16 protein-coding genes and 1 tRNA gene are annotated in these 14872 nt (G+C 43.6%); 3 read left to right on the top strand and 14 right to left on the bottom strand.

Annotated elements, in window-relative coordinates; translation table 11 throughout:
* Window positions 1–33 precede the first annotated feature (33 nt).
* The 9 genes from ACGHAV_RS07965 to ACGHAV_RS07925 all read right to left on the bottom strand — a co-directional run bounded on the left by ACGHAV_RS07965 (window position 34) and on the right by ACGHAV_RS07925 (window position 7646).
* Entirely contained in the window at window positions 34–834 is an 801-nt protein-coding gene (locus tag ACGHAV_RS07965; protein ID WP_390378830.1) for a DUF2884 family protein, read from the bottom strand.
* Window positions 835–1017: 183 nt separating this feature from the next.
* A complete protein-coding gene (locus ACGHAV_RS07960) occupies window positions 1018–1584 on the bottom strand; it encodes a DUF1566 domain-containing protein (protein ID WP_390378827.1) in 567 nt (188 codons plus the stop codon).
* Between the two features lie 5 nt (window positions 1585–1589).
* Window positions 1590–3350, bottom strand: coding sequence for a DUF1566 domain-containing protein (locus ACGHAV_RS07955; protein WP_390378824.1), 1761 nt, complete (start codon window positions 3348–3350; stop codon window positions 1590–1592).
* Between the two features lie 124 nt (window positions 3351–3474).
* Window positions 3475–3963 (bottom strand): PAS domain-containing protein, encoded by a 489-nt coding sequence (locus ACGHAV_RS07950; protein ID WP_390378821.1) that lies wholly within the window; start codon window positions 3961–3963, stop codon window positions 3475–3477.
* Entirely contained in the window at window positions 3963–4958 is a 996-nt protein-coding gene (locus ACGHAV_RS07945; RefSeq protein ID WP_390378819.1) for a response regulator, read from the bottom strand. Before ACGHAV_RS07945 ends, ACGHAV_RS07950 begins: the two co-directional genes overlap by 1 nt.
* A gap of 244 nt (window positions 4959–5202) precedes the next feature.
* Window positions 5203–5904 (bottom strand): LrgB family protein, encoded by a 702-nt coding sequence (locus tag ACGHAV_RS07940; RefSeq protein ID WP_390378816.1) that lies wholly within the window; start codon window positions 5902–5904, stop codon window positions 5203–5205.
* Window positions 5894–6310 carry a CidA/LrgA family protein gene (locus ACGHAV_RS07935; RefSeq protein WP_390378813.1) on the bottom strand — a complete coding sequence of 139 codons (417 nt, stop codon included), beginning with the start codon at window positions 6308–6310 and terminating at the stop codon, window positions 5894–5896. The genes ACGHAV_RS07940 and ACGHAV_RS07935 overlap by 11 nt, the downstream gene beginning before the upstream one ends.
* Before the next feature lie 122 nt (window positions 6311–6432).
* A complete protein-coding gene (locus tag ACGHAV_RS07930) occupies window positions 6433–7194 on the bottom strand; it encodes a LytR/AlgR family response regulator transcription factor (RefSeq protein ID WP_390378811.1) in 762 nt (253 codons plus the stop codon).
* Window positions 7195–7301: 107 nt separating this feature from the next.
* A complete protein-coding gene (locus tag ACGHAV_RS07925) occupies window positions 7302–7646 on the bottom strand; it encodes a DUF3718 domain-containing protein (RefSeq protein ID WP_334012578.1) in 345 nt (114 codons plus the stop codon).
* Between the two features lie 302 nt (window positions 7647–7948).
* On the opposite strand from ACGHAV_RS07925, the gene ACGHAV_RS07920 reads away from it, so the two are divergent.
* The gene (locus ACGHAV_RS07920; protein WP_390378806.1) at window positions 7949–8608 is read left to right on the top strand and encodes a hypothetical protein; all 660 of its coding nucleotides are present in this window, start codon (window positions 7949–7951) and stop codon (window positions 8606–8608) included.
* A gap of 32 nt (window positions 8609–8640) precedes the next feature.
* On the opposite strand, the gene ACGHAV_RS07915 is transcribed toward ACGHAV_RS07920, so the two are convergent.
* The 3 genes from ACGHAV_RS07915 to ACGHAV_RS07905 form a co-directional block, all read right to left on the bottom strand.
* Entirely contained in the window at window positions 8641–8970 is a 330-nt protein-coding gene (locus ACGHAV_RS07915; protein ID WP_390378803.1) for a hypothetical protein, read from the bottom strand.
* A 151-nt stretch (window positions 8971–9121) separates the two neighbouring features.
* Window positions 9122–10216 (bottom strand): MbnH family di-heme enzyme, encoded by a 1095-nt coding sequence (locus ACGHAV_RS07910; RefSeq protein WP_390378800.1) that lies wholly within the window; start codon window positions 10214–10216, stop codon window positions 9122–9124.
* The gene (locus ACGHAV_RS07905) at window positions 10207–11004 is read right to left on the bottom strand and encodes an MbnP family copper-binding protein (RefSeq protein ID WP_390378797.1); all 798 of its coding nucleotides are present in this window, start codon (window positions 11002–11004) and stop codon (window positions 10207–10209) included. Before ACGHAV_RS07905 ends, ACGHAV_RS07910 begins: the two co-directional genes overlap by 10 nt.
* Before the next feature lie 70 nt (window positions 11005–11074).
* Here ACGHAV_RS07905 and ACGHAV_RS07900 point away from each other — a divergent pair, with 70 nt between their 5' ends.
* Both ACGHAV_RS07900 and ACGHAV_RS07895 read left to right on the top strand, forming a co-directional pair.
* Entirely contained in the window at window positions 11075–13822 is a 2748-nt protein-coding gene (locus ACGHAV_RS07900; protein WP_390378794.1) for a choice-of-anchor B family protein, read from the top strand.
* Between the two features lie 113 nt (window positions 13823–13935).
* Window positions 13936–14012: transfer RNA gene (locus tag ACGHAV_RS07895), tRNA-Ile, on the top strand.
* Between the two features lie 86 nt (window positions 14013–14098).
* Here ACGHAV_RS07895 and ACGHAV_RS07890 read toward each other — a convergent pair.
* Window positions 14099–14311: a hypothetical protein gene (locus ACGHAV_RS07890; protein ID WP_370243842.1), complete on the bottom strand. Its 213-nt coding sequence runs from the start codon at window positions 14309–14311 to the stop codon at window positions 14099–14101.
* A 148-nt stretch (window positions 14312–14459) separates the two neighbouring features.
* Window positions 14460–14858, bottom strand: a complete 399-nt coding sequence (locus ACGHAV_RS07885; RefSeq protein WP_390378790.1) for a hypothetical protein — start codon at window positions 14856–14858, stop codon at window positions 14460–14462.
* Between the last annotated feature and the right edge of the window lie 14 nt (window positions 14859–14872).

Below are 14872 nucleotides of genomic sequence, written 5' to 3'. Positions count from 1 at the left end.
TTTTTTGACTAACCATTCTAACTAACAATGGCGTTAGTCAGAATCTGTTTGTTGCAAGGTAATAATATTGTAGGGCTTAAATGCGGGAACGCTTTCTCGTAGTTTTTCTTCCGCAGCATCTAAACGCTTCAGTTTTTCGCAAAACCACTCGGCCTTTTTGCGCAGTGTAGTAGCTTTATCGCCCACATCTAAATGTTCGCCAACATTGTTCAGCTGACGCGTTATCTCAGCCACTTTTTCCTGATTTACTTCACCGTTGCCCGTGTTTATTCCGCTTATAGCAGACAAGATGCCGCCTATAGAAGTAGAAATAGCTTCTTCAAGCTGCGCTTCAATTTCACTGTCTACGAAGTCATCTACGCTTTCAAGCGATCCTGGGCCAATGAAATAATGGTTGCTGGCATGGCGAAATTTATCTTTAACACGCTGTCTTACGCGCTTCATGGCACCATTCAACCGTTCGTAGCTGTCGTGATCGCTTCCTACCAAGCCTAAATAAACATGCTCAATAGTGTCTATGGCAAGGTCAACGCCTTCGGTTGCCAATACAATCATTTTAGGTACTACATAATGCAGACCAGAGGAGTACTCTTCTAGCAAAGCGCGCTGCTGGTCGTCCAACGTTTGCCAACGGCCGCTTACAAACAATTGAGACTGATCATTAATTTGTACAACAGTGCGTGTTTTGTCCATTACACGCAGCTGGTTTTTGTTTACAGCTATACCGTAAGCAAAATCAATATTGCAGGTATATTCGGCTTGCGCTGATAAATTAAAACCAGCGAATAAGCTTACAGCAAGTATTACAGCCCTAAGGCGCATTTCTATTTTCATGTTATCATTGTGGCTAGCTTGGCGTAAAATAAAAAGCCATCATGAGTCTAACGTGCTAAAAATCAGGTTGAATTTGGCGGTAACGCAAAAAAACAAAGCACGCATTATAGTGCGTGCTTTGTGGAGATAAAGTTAACTAACCAGATACTAGACCAAAGACTAGGCCTTAAACCTTTACAGTCATTAATCGTTGGTAAAAGTGCGTACTAACCTAACGTAAATAAAGCGGTCTTTTTCTTTTATTGAATGACTGGCGTTGAAGAACGCCACTACCCATGCTCGATCTGGGTCGTCTGAAGAAGGAGTAGAACTCCAGAAGTCGTCAGCAGGCGTTGCTGGAAACAACGACGCGTTTATAGCAGGGCGAACACAATCGCGTTCGGTTAGCGTTGCTAACTCTTTTACATTTGGCAATCGCCAACCTAATAAATCTTCATTACTGGCCTGTTGCGCTAGCAGCAACGCTTCTTGCCAAGTGTATTTCACCGCTTCTCCACTGCAGGTTGAACCATCCCACGTTTGTCCTTCTGAACATCTTCGCCAAACTAGGTCGGTAGTGGTATCAAGTAGTGTATTTGTAGTTACCGCTGTAAAATTGCTGCTTGGTGTTGTTTCTAAGCCATCCGACAAGCACTCTTGTGCAAGAGCTGAAGATGAATAAGTGGCAATACATGCAAAGCTAACCACTGCGGTTGCAATTTGTTTTACGTTTTTTATTTTAAACACTGTATTAATTACTTTTTTTAGCATCGTCATTATCTCCCAGCACGAACTAATCGCACACGACCTGCCGTAGACTTATTCAAGAAATTATCTACCCCTGAATCGAAGTCTAACGCCCATGCATTTTGTGCGTCATCGCTGTTTACACCGTCAGCACTTGGCACCGATGTCCAATACCACAGTGGTGTTGTAGACACTTGCCCTGTATTTGGAAAGTAGTCTTCGTCTATTGCTACATCGTTAGCAATACCCAAATGCATTAGCGAAAACAGCTCCTTATGCGTTGGCATGCGCCAGTCGAAAAAGCCGCATAACCCTTGTGCATTCATGGCCTCGACGTAAGCCGATGTGTTGCACTCGGCCAGTAAGCACGTTGCATTTGCGCCAGTTTGATCTCCCTCAAACCCACCGTTTACTTCGTCACTGAACCAAGAATACGTAAAATCCTTATCTTGGAACGTTCCATCATCAGTTTTCACTTCCCACACTAAGCCCGTTACATTGTCTCGCACGCAGGACCATGTTGCGGCGCTGGCATCCTGCTCATCACCATTGGCATTTAAGCGTGTGAAATCAAAACCTGCTTTACCACGACCTGCTTTTTCAATTAAGCCATTTTGTTCAATGATATCGGCACCGCGCTGACCGTCTTGCCCTGGAAAATCATTTTGCTGAACCGACGTTAACGCGTTGTTGGTAGCCTGTTGTAAGAAGCCCGTATCATTCATCAGCGGCGTAGGCATCGGGCGAATACGTACATTTATGGTGTCTTCAACACTGTTTCCATTAGCGTCGGTAACGGTTAACGTGTAAGCCACAACCGTTGCTGAATCTACCGCAGGCGCTACTGCAAACGTAGATAGCGCATCATCGTCATCTATTGCACGAATGGCATTACTAGCCGTTGATGAAGGTACGTTATTGCTTCGCTCCCAGGAATAAACCAGAGGCATGGCGCTAGGAATACTTGTGCTTGCTGTGCCGTTTAGAATAACCACTTCACCGCTGAAAACACCTTGAGAAAAACCAGCATCAACAACCGGTAGCGTCTCCGTTTCTGACTGAATAGAGATAGTCACGGTCTCGGTGTCTGTAGCGCCTTCGGTATCAGTTACTTGAAGTTCAAAGCTAAGTGTTTGTGGATCGTTAGCGATAGGGGTAGTAATAGTTAACGTTGATAAGTTGGTGTCTACGCCAGTAATAACGTTAGTGCCGCTAGTTTGCGACCAGCTATAATCGGCGATTCCGTTGGCCGAATCGGCATCGCTGCTGCCCGAGCCATCGAATATCACCTCAACTCCGCCTGGAAATGTATTTGCAGGCAAATTGCTATAACTCGGTACGGTCACGCTGGCTACAGGCGCGATATTCACTGGCGCAACGGTGATAATGGTGAAGTCTGTCGCTGATTTCCCGCTATTATCGTTAACCGACACGGTAAAACGGTACTCTGTTGATGCATTTACTGAAGGGGCAGTAAAGCTCGCCGTTGAAGAACTTGTGTCATCTTGTGTAATGGCTACTGTTGGCGACGATGTCCAGTTGTAGGTGTAGTTTCCGTCTCCGCCCGATACTTCTGCGCTTAGCGTATAGCTTACTCCCTCGGTAACCGTTGCATCAGGCCCTGCATTGATCAGTAGATTCGTATTGCCCGAGCCATCACCGTCGGTGCCGTCATCTCCGCCACCACCGCCTCCACAAGCAACCAATGAGAGAGTTAATAAGGCAAAGAAGAAACATTGAACGCCATAACAAAGTTTTGCCCAGGAAGAGAGAGAATGATTGGCTTGCATAAGTACTCCTATCACACCAAGCACGCTTGGTGTGCAAAATCAAAGTATGAGAAATTAAATGCAGTGACGAGGCAGTGTACTGCTTAAGCAAACAGCACACTAAATCTAAAAAGCAAAAGACTAACTACAAAACACGCTTCGATTCTTTTGCTTCAGAAACCATTACTTGGAGTGCTTCTAGTTGCTTTTTACCTACGGCCACGTCAGTCATGTCATAAATCATCATACTGATGTAATCCACTCTGCCCGTTGCTGAGGTTAACGGAGAAAGTGTGATGTTTTGATACATAAAAGATTCACTTCCTGTAATCGGCCGATAATTAGGAAACTTGAACAAATAAGGGCGTTGTTCCCATGTCATAAACGCACGGGTTTTTAAGTCGAAAACGGGTTTCGCTTTTCTCATAAACCAGTCTTGCTTGATGGTAGGAAAAAGCGTGAACAGCGACTTGTCTCTTACTTCACTGGGTAACAAACCACTGTGACTTTCCATAAAGCCGTTCCACACCTGCACATTAAAATTCCTATCAAGCACAACTATGCCAACGTCTACCGACTGCAGCATGTCCATCATCCAATGGAATTCTTGCAACTCATCTAAGTGCTGACTCATTAGAAATCCTCCAACAAGTGTGCAAGCTTCGAATTCATCATTTTCATCGATTCTTCAGTAAACAGCAGGATTAAGTCACACTGAACGTTGTAGCCCTCTAAGCCGTAACTTAGCTCTATTGCTAACGTACGCTTCCATTTAATTTGGTTCATGCTAATAATTTCGGTAATAGCACGATGCTGACCCAGCACGATTGGATGGCCTTGGCTGAAGTTAATGTCCATCTGAACAGCTAGTCCCGTTAAACAAGTACCAATCAATATGCTAGCAGCGTCCATCAGCAACTCTAGCTGAAGTTGGTCGTCAACCTCACCTTCTACGTTCAGTATTTTGGCCACGTCATCAAAGCTAGAGTCACTTAAAATACATATTGCCTCGCCACTTACGCCAGGACCTAAAAAGCCTTGGCAAACTGCGGTAACTTGTTCGTGACTTTCAATGTCAGACAGCATCATGTGCAGTTCAGACACTTCAATAAGGTTCACATTTGGAATAGGAAGCTCAACAAATACATTCATGATACGGGCAAGGTGGTCGCCCGCTTGCCCCATGGCAATATTTGTAATCTCTTGATAGCAATCGCGAATATCAGGATCGAGCGGCGTTTCCTCTACCTCGATCTCTTCTTCAACGTGTAAGATATTGTATTTATCAAGTACTTCGGCAAGTTTAGATGGATCGACAGGTTTTCGAATGAAATCAATCGCACCGAGCGAGGTAACGCGTTCATGTGCTTCAGGCTGAACGTCACCAGAAATTACTACGGTTTTAGTTTTTAGCCCCTGCTTTTGAATAGCTTCGAGGGTACCATACCCATCTAGAACAGGCATGTTCAAGTCAAGCAGCAAAAGGTCACCTTTGCCTTCCGCTAGCGCGGTTAACGCTTCTTGACCATTTTTGGCGAAGTGAACCGCAACTTCCCAGTCTTGAGGAAGGCACTTGGCCACTTGCTTACGCGCCACTAAAGAGTCGTCACATACGAGTACAGAAAACATTAAGTTCTTTTACCACCTAGCTTATAAACCAGTTTTCACCGACGATTTTTTGTTATTTTTAGTGTATCGGCACCAAAGCGATGAACTAAAGGGATGATTTTTCTCGGCGTTTAAAAAGGCATTAATTCACAATAAAACATATCATTAAGAAATAGCACTTTTGCCAAATATTGCCAGCCAGATTCATTGTAACTTTATGGCTAAGAATATAGAAATTTACGTTTAAATGAAAAGATTAACGAAACTAACAAAGTAATACGAACAACATTGGCAATACAAGTGCAGTAAAAATACCGTTTACACATAAGCCTAACGTCGCCATGGCGGCAACTTCATCACCCATGTGTATAGCTTTAGCAGTACCTACTGCGTGAGCAACAGTACCAAGTGCAACCCCTTGCGCATGTGAATTGTTAATACCGAATACTGAAAATATACTACCAGCAACCACTGCGCCCACTATACCTGTAACAATAACAAATACAGCCGCAAGAGCGGGCACGCCACCAATATACTTTACCGTTTCCATAGCAAGCGGCGTAGTAATAGATTTTGCGAGCATAGTGAATTGCAAACTCAGTGGGGCATTAAGAGCATATAATACGCCCCACGCTAGCAATGGCGCTAAAACACCGCCAACAAAAATACTTAAAGTAAGCGGCCAGCCATAGACCTTGAGCTTTTGCCATTGCCTATAAATAGGTAACGCTAAAGCCACAGTTACGGGGCCAAGCCCCCAATGTAGAAGCCATGCCGATTGCTGGTAGCTTTCAACGGTGGTTTTACTTAATAACAAGAAGACACTCAGCAGCGCAGCTGTGCCAACTAACGGATGTGTTATTGGGTGGCCGTTACAAAGCCGATGTAGTTGAAGCGCAGCTACATAACACAGCAGCGTGGCCAGTAACCACAACGCACTTTGCACTTGAATTTGTTCACTGATCATTGCCAGCGCCTTCTGAGCTCGCACCGGCAGTTTCACTACGGTTAAGACTATCTTTTTTAACGAGTAACCGCTGTGCCACTTGCGCCGTTAGTAACAGGCTAATTGCTGTGGTTAAGATAATAGCCAGTCCAATGGCTAGTGCATTGCTGCTTATCTCGTCCCAAAATAGAGATACGCCCATAACCGCCGGCACGAAAAATAGCGACATATGTTTTAAAGGGCCAGTGACGAAAGTGGAAACATCAACTTCAACAGAGGGAAATTTAAATAGAATAAAAAGTAAAAGTAACAGCCCAACCAAAGCACTAGGTACAGGCAATGCCGCATAATAGGTAATGCTAACGCCCACCGAATAGGCTAAAAATACAAGTAATGCACCAACAAAGTAGCGTTTGATTGCCCTCATTTTTCCTCTTGCAACGAAGTAGTACCGCGCCGTAGTTTTACGAAGTTAAGTCATTACAAGAGGTTACCCATTTAAAGCCGAAACTGCCAGCAAGACAATGGTCTTAATGGTTGACTCTTTCTCTATCGAGTTTTCCAGAAAAGGTAATAGTATTTATGTGTGATTTTAAATGTAGCCCCATCACTCATAATGGCATGTCGCTGATTCAGCCTTTGCTCTAGTTTGGTCACATGCTCTTCATTTACGGCAACCGAGCGGTTACAACGCTTGAAGCGTTGGTCATCAAAACGTTTCAATAAATCATTTAACGTTGCTCGCACTATTATGTTTTCATTAATCGTTTGAATACACATATAGTCACCAGCGGCTTCAATCCATTTAACGTCAATGGGGTTTAAACAGCACCACCCTTTCTCCGAGCGTACACCAACCATGCATGGCTTTTTAGTTTGATCTAACTGCCTGCGTAGCTTAGCTAATAGTGCAAGTTCTGAAACACCATATTGTTTACACAACCTGTTAACAAGTTGCTGAAACTGAGAAGTACGTTCATAACAAATGTACTTCTGCTCGACGCTCGCAATGACATTTTCTATTTGTAAGCCATCGAATGGTGAAGCAATAAAGCCCGATGCGTTATGGTCGAAAGCCAGTAGCGCCTCGCTATCTTTTTCACCAACTGCAACCCAATAACGCGATGCCAGATTTCGGCTCGATCGAGCAACAGAATAAAAACCAATTGAATTGGGGTGTTTTTCAGCCAAGGCTAGGCAATGCCCCGCCGACTGTGCTTCATAAATGGAGGAAAAAATGTTTAGGCGATGTAATAGTGCTATCAGCTGCTGTTGACGCGCTATCGACTGAAGAAATACAAGAGCAATCATTTGCTTTCCCTCGCACTATAAAAAATAGAAAACGCGTCCCTACTGCTAAAATTAAAAAGGGGCTACAGGCTGCGTAGCCCAATGGTTAGGGAGGCTAAAAAAGCGCATTAGCGTTTCGCAGTAAGCACAGTGTTTTGATCGTTAACGTGCTTAGCAATAAGACTCTGTGTTTTCAATGCATTGTGCGTGGCTGCAAAAGAAAGCAAGTCTTCACCGTTGCAAACCAATCCTTCGTGTAAGTCTCGAATATTTAACCCCGTTGCTTTAACTGCTCGATTTAACTTCAATTTGCTGTCACTTTTAACGGCTGCACATACCGCAATAAGCTCGTTCTCAAGGTGAAGTGGATAGTCCTTTGCGTTTGCTACCGATGCTACTAATGAAAAAGTAATACCTGCTAATACTGCAGTAGTGTAGTGGCGCTGTTTAGTTTTAGAGCGTAAGTTCAACATAACAAGTCCTCTGATTGTGTTAGTTAACGCGGTGACGACCACTCCCTGCCCCGCATCCTTAAGTTAGTGAAACTTTGCCGTTGAAACGCTATAAAATCGTTAAACCCCCGCTATTTGCGATGTTGCGATAAGCACACAAATTGCGAGGTTAAATAATCGGTGTAAACTGTATTTAGTCGTATTTCGCACACACTTTGATACAAACAACACTTTTGGTGTGAAAACGCGAAGAGAAAATAAGAACTAGTCATTACGGCAACTACTTAGCGTTACCGAATAAAACATTAAGTCAGGGACGAGGTATGCTTCAGAGAAAAAGCTATCGACAAGTAAGAGAGTACATGCAACCTGGTGACGTTATTGCCTTTGGCGGGCAAAGCATATTTTCTCGTTGGGCAAAATTTACTACCGGTTCAAGTGTAACCCATGTCGCCATAGTCATGGAAAATCATCAAGACACTCACCCAAAAGACAATGTTTCTTTAAAAATAATGGAATCGGCATGGTTTCGACGCAAGCGCGGCGTTATGAAAAATTGCCTTCACAAAAAAGTAAGAACATATAAAGGCAACATGTGGTGGCTACCTTTGTCGGCTGCTTCACGAGCTATTTTTGAGCAAAATCAAGATGCCTTTTTCGAGTTCATGCAAAAGCAAGACGGCAAACCTTACGATATACAGCAACTCTTTGGGGCGGCCATAGATGTCACCGACCAGCACCTTATTCTTTCACGCCTCACTTACAACCAAGAAAATTATAATCGATGGTTTTGCTCTGAGCTTGTAGCTGCTGCATTAAAGTCTGCTGGAGTTGTTGATGGTGTAAACGCGTCTGAAACAACGCCAATTGATGTGTGTCGATTCGATATATTCGAAAATCGGTACGTTCAACTCAAGGGGAAGGATAAAATGATAAAAGGGTTTAATACCCAAAGTGCTGACAATTGGGGTCAAATTGCTTGACCCCACAACTCAATATTTGAATTGAGAACGGATTAAAAGATACTGTCTTGGTGTATCTTGATAAACATACCCGTACCAATTTTCGAGTAGTCTACTTTATATTCTTTACCGTTTAGGGTTTGCACGAATAAAAGCGTTTTTTCATCGCCAAACACGTCGCTAGTGGTTACATCGACTAGCTCCATATCCATCATCTTTGCATCGCGCTTATTTTCTGGCACTTGGCCTTCGTACTTTTTAATGCCTTTGTACGTTACAAGCAGAGGCGGATGCTCATCACCATTGATAATCAATAGATCTAGTTTTCTTATTTTGTGAATGATGGTATTTCGACCACTAGTAATATAGGGTTTTTCTGTCATTCTCATCTCCGCGACCGCTCACCTGCTTATAATTGTTAACAAAAGTATGTAAGTCCTTGAGTTTATCACGATGTTAACTGTCAGCACATAAGCAATTTGTTGTAATTAGTGACTAAAGTATAAACACAAATAGTTCAAAACGAGTAAAAAATCACTCTTTTTTGTGCACTTTGTGTGTATCGATGAATTTATCGTCAGTTAAGCCATGTAAAAATGCAATCAACGCCGCCTTCTCACTTTCTGTTAAGCGAAATCCTTTGATAAAAGGACTGCGGTAAGGGTTAATTTTATCTCGCTTGTTACCGCCACGGGCATAAAACGCCACTACGTCTTCTAATGTTTCAATACTACCGTCGTGCATATACGGTGCCGTTAAAGCGATATTACGAAGTGTAGGTGCTCGAAATTTACCCATATCGGCTTTATTATGGGTAATGCTGTAAAGGCCCATGTCTGACTTTGGATAGCTTCCCATACCATCTGTATTGTACATGCCAGTATTGTGAAAAGGCTGGTCTGCAAACGACTGAGAACTGTGTTTCGACGATTGCGTAAAATTAACTCCACCATGGCAGTGAAAACATTCTGTACGCTCCGAAAAGAATAAATTTAGTCCTCGTATTTGCTGAGGTGTAAGCGCATAGTCGTCACCAGCATAGGCGTATTTATCAAACGAACTATTAAACGACACCAGACTTCTTACATAGCTTGCAAGGGCGCGCACTACGTTATTCATATTTGGAGAGCTGTCGCCATACGCTGCTTTGAAGCCTTCTCGATACGCCGGAGTATTTAACCTCGACAATATCAACGATTCATTACCGGTAACACCCATTTCGACAGGGTGCTCATTGAATAAAGGAATGAGAATTTGTTTTTCAATACTGTCTAAATTGTTGTGGGCCCAAGTGAACGACGCGTTGTAGGCCACATTAACCAATGCTAAAGCATTTCGAGTTAGCGCTTCACCGCCAGCCCCGATTGAAACAGTACGAGGGTCGGCAAACGCATGTTCTGGTAAGTGGCAGTTGCTACAGGCAATACTTTCATTAACGCTTAGCGCTGTATCAAAAAAAAGTTTTTTACCTAAAGCCACACCCTCTTCAGTCATAGGATTATCATCCGGCACTTGAGGAGGCGGAACGTTATGCGGCAGGTTCCACGAATAAGGTGTTGGCGGCTTACTGCATGCAGTAAGCCCCACTATAAATATACTGAGTAAGAAAGATCTAAGCGTTATTGCCATTGCAGCCAAGGTCTGTGTGTAAGGTTGCGAAGAAGCTTATCGCATGGCTTGGTTTCAGGGCTGTCGAACATGCAGCTTGTCGCCTCGTTAATGTTCACCTGTGTAACAATATTCGAAACATGCACATCAATATCTAGCTGCGTATCAAGCTGTGTCATAGGTAAAATAAACTCCACGCGATTAGTAAAAGCGCACGATTTCTCGGGTGGGCGGACGGCCGAGTCAGATTCACAGCCAACGCTACCTAGATGATACGACCATTTCTTCTCTTCATTGCCCACTTTTGACACATCCATACGCAAAAACTTATGGCCATTCTGCCAGCTCCAGAACATAGAGCTATCGTTTAAGGGCGAAGGCTGCGTTAACGGGTTAGCGTGGTTGATATCAAAAGGAAGACTCATCTTAAAGCGAAGACTAGTCGATAGCTGCATTAACTCTTTCGAGGCCTCTAACACAATTCTGTCGTTAGCGTCTTGAGGGTTACTGCACAAAGAATGGAATTTTAACAGCGCGATATCTGTCGTTTGCCATTTCGTTTGTTTGAATTTAATCCGTTGCCATCTACCATCTATTCGCAGTTCGGGCTCACTTAAATAAAAGCTGAAATAATCAATATTCCAACGGTCATTGCCAATACTCATAATCATTGGGCATGCCGCGGTATCTACTCCCACTAAATCAAAAGGGATTTCGCCCGGCTCCCTGCTGCTAAGCCCCAAAAAGTCACAACCTGCAAGCGAGAAAAGTAACGCTGAGATGACACCAATGCGATAAGGCATTTTCATTTGTTTATGTACTTCCTATAGATATCTGGTAGTTTTTTACACGACACATACAAATTGCACGGACGATAATATGAGAGTATTTCTTTTTTCACTAATAGTGCTGCTTTTGGCATTTACTAGTCAAGGCGCTTACGCACACATAGATCACGATAAAGCGCGCTTTGTTGCTGCGGATGGTATAGATGAAGGACAGTGCAACAACCGCTTTCGTCCGTGTAAAACATTAGCTTATGCCGCAAGACAAGCAAGTAAAGGTGACAGGCTACTGGTTGCGGAGGGCACGTACAAACTCGAAGATAATATTGAAAGCCTACTATTGAATGATAGCCTTATGCCGGTCTTGGGTGGATTTTCTCGTATCGATCATTTTCAAGTGCAAAACCCTACCGTAAACAATACCACTATTGTTAATACGCCAGCTTATTTGTCGGAATCACTTTACCTTAAGGGGTTTAATACAATATCAGACGGTAAAAGCGGCGAAGCCATCGCGCGTTTACTGCAGGATAGCGTCTCACAACAAAATCTCACCAACGTGGCATGTGAAAACGGCCTTGCTGACGGATACCCTTGCGACAATGTGTCGTTGTTAAGTCGAGTCACTATTAACCAACTATCCAACGTATCGAATGACGTGAATGACATTTGGGGCCATATTGATTTAAACACGCAACGTGAATATGCCATTGTAGGTATGAACTCAAGCGTTGTGGTAGTAGATATCACTACACCTACTTCACCTACTGTAGTGGGTGAAGTTTCCGGAAGAAGTACTGGCTGGCGTGATATTAAAGTACTGCAGTACTACGACCATACATCAAGTCGCTGGCGTGCTTTTGCTTATGCGAGTTCTGAAAGCGAAGGCTTCTCAATTATCGACCTGAATGACTTGCCAAATAGTGTTAGCTTATCTTCAAGAAACCGAGACGATAACAACGCTCACAATATTTATGTGTCTAACGTTAATTACACATTTAACACCACCATTAATAACGCCGCTGCTCAGCTACATTTAGTTGGCCAAGCCTCTAACGGCGGTGCATTTCGTTCTTACAACTTAGATACGCCACAAACACCTGCAGCAAGTTTTACGCCTAACGGGTTAACAAGGGCAGATTATACACACGACATTTCATCGATGTTTGTTACCGATGGTCGTTCCCAAACCGACTGCGTTAACGGTAACACCAATGGCTGCACAGTCATGCTTGATTTTAACGAGTCGGAAATGCGCCTGTGGGATCATACGGTACAAAATAGCACGGTTGAGCTTAGCAGTATTAGTTACGACAACGTTGCCTACACACACAGTGGCTGGGTAACTGAAGACCAACGCTATGCTTTTGTTCACGATGAAATTGACGAACGCCAGTTCAGCTTGAACACCCGCGTAATGGTATTTGATATTTCATCGCTTACTAACCCTGTGTTGGCGGCAACGTGGGTAAGCGACAACACTACGGTGGATCACAACGGCTATGTACGTGGTAACCGCTACTACATTTCCAACTACGAGCGCGGACTAACCATACTGGATATTTCAGACCCGACAGCACCTGAACAAGTTGGTTTCTTCGACACTTACCCCGACTTTAACTCGAGTAATTTTAACGGCGCGTGGGGCGTTTACCCATTTCTTCCTAGCGGCAATATAATTGTGAGTGACAGGCAGCGAGGCCTGTTTGTACTTAAAGACAACACATTAAGCGGCACAACTACCGTTGGCTTTACGCAATCGACGTTAGAAACCGCGGCAAATACAACGCTTAACGTTCCCGTGAATAAAAGCGGTAACAACGCGCTAACAGTGAACTATGAAGTAATTCAAGGTTCGGCTGATAGTAGCGATGTTACTTTAGCTTCAGGTGAACTAGCATGGGGATTAGCTGAGACCGGTACAAAAAATATCGAGCTAAACATTGAAGCTAATGCAGACGATGAACCTAGTGAGCTGTTCTTTGTACGTCTTTTTAACCCACAGGGCGGTGGACTTGTGCCAGGGCTTGGAAGCAACATGGTGAAAATTCAAGGCGTTGCACAAGTGGGCAAAGCTGAACTAAGTACCACTGCAATTTCGGTGCTGGAAACCAATGGACAAGTTGACGTTGAAGTTACGCGTCAAGGCGGAAGCGAAAGCGAGCTTAATGTTAATTATGCGCTTGAAAGCGATACAGCCGTTGCAGGTGAAGACTTCGAAGCACTAACGGGTACATTAAGCTGGCAAGAAGGCGACACAAGCGCCAGAACAATTTCAGTAACGCTGCTAAACGATACGGCTAGCGAAGACACCGAACAATTTTCAATAGTACTTAGTGCTGACGATGCCAACCTATTGGGCAGCTTTACGCAAACAACGGTGTCGATTAAAGATGATGAAAGTAATCAGGCACCTATTGTGAATGCAGGTGACGACTTTACGGCCTTACTAAGAACTAGCCAGTCATTGGACGGCACAGCAGCAGATCCTGAAGGCGAACTAACCAGCACGCAATGGTCGCAAGTGTCTGGAGAGACTGTCACTATAATGAATGCCAGTTCGCTTTCAGCCAGTTTTACCACACCAGACAATCCAACAACTCTAGAATTCCGCCTATCGGCCACCGATGAGTTTGGTGTAGAAAGTAGTGACACAGTTGTTGTTGAAGTTGAAGAACCAGCATCATCAACACCTGTAGATCCACCTCCGGTTGAAACGCCTCCTGTAGAAGACGTTACACCACCAGCAAACAATGGCGGTGGCGGCGGTTCAACTGGCCTTTGGTTACTTGTTTCTTTAGCTGTATTTACTGTGTACCGAAGACGTACTGAACAAAAATGAAGCAAACGCTCCATAAAGCCACTAGCGAGGCGTGACAAGGCAAATAAAACTGCTTATACTTGCGCTCGCTTGTGGTTGTTTTGGTTACGAAATACTACAAGGCATCTTCAAATGGCCCTATAGCTCAGTTGGTTAGAGCATCCGACTCATAATCGGCAGGTCCCCTGTTCAAGTCAGGGTGGGGCCACCATTTTTCTACAAATATCTGAACAAACCCTATTTTTGCACAAAAGACACAAGACAGTGGATCATACCCATTCAATGTGGCTTAAAAGCTTAAAATTTACTGCGCAACCAGTTCTTGAAAGCCCCCCAACGAGTCCGATTTTCGTACTCACTGCGAGTTTCTAATGTAACAAGGTGAATATATTCGAAGTCACCGTTGTCATGATTTGTAGTCAGGTTTTCCTCGTGTACCTCAATTTCCGAATCATCGAGCGAAGTTGCTACTAAGTGTTTTAGAAAACCTGGTGCGGGTAGTGATGACATAATAACTTCAATCCTTGTAGTTTTTAGTGAGTAATCTGACTATAGAAGGATGTTAGGAAAGTTGAAAGATTATCTGTCGCTATATAGCTTCCGATAAAACATTCATATAACTTCTAGTGAAGCGCTTTGCTCTCTAGCTCCACAATAACTAGGTATTTGATTTCTTAATAAACTCGTCACTAAGCCAATCACGAGCTTCGTCGCAATCGGTAAAAAACAAATATTCCATCTCTTTTAGTTTAGGAATACGCTGAAACATGATGCCTTTAATCACTAAGCCTTCATAAACATACGCCTTTGCGCACAACCCCATGTTAGGCAGTTTCCCAATTATTTCACTCAAGATATCAAACGCATCGGGTGTTGCTCCCTGTACATGACGAATATCGGCTAGCAACGCAAAGGGCTTTCCGTTTAGCTCTCTTACTAAGCCAAAAAGCTTTTTACTGTAGTCATGAGCGCTTTGCTCATTGAATAAACCATGCAGTGTTGCTGTTACAATACCGTCGTCATACTGCACAGACGTTGTACTTAGTTTCTTTGGCATACCTTTTTTAAACT

This window comes from Alteromonas sp. MTD1, assembly GCF_042848195.1.
Lineage (GTDB): Bacteria > Pseudomonadota > Gammaproteobacteria > Enterobacterales > Alteromonadaceae > Alteromonas.
Note: the sequence above shows the minus strand (reverse complement) of the source record. Positions and strands in the feature narration are given on the sequence as shown.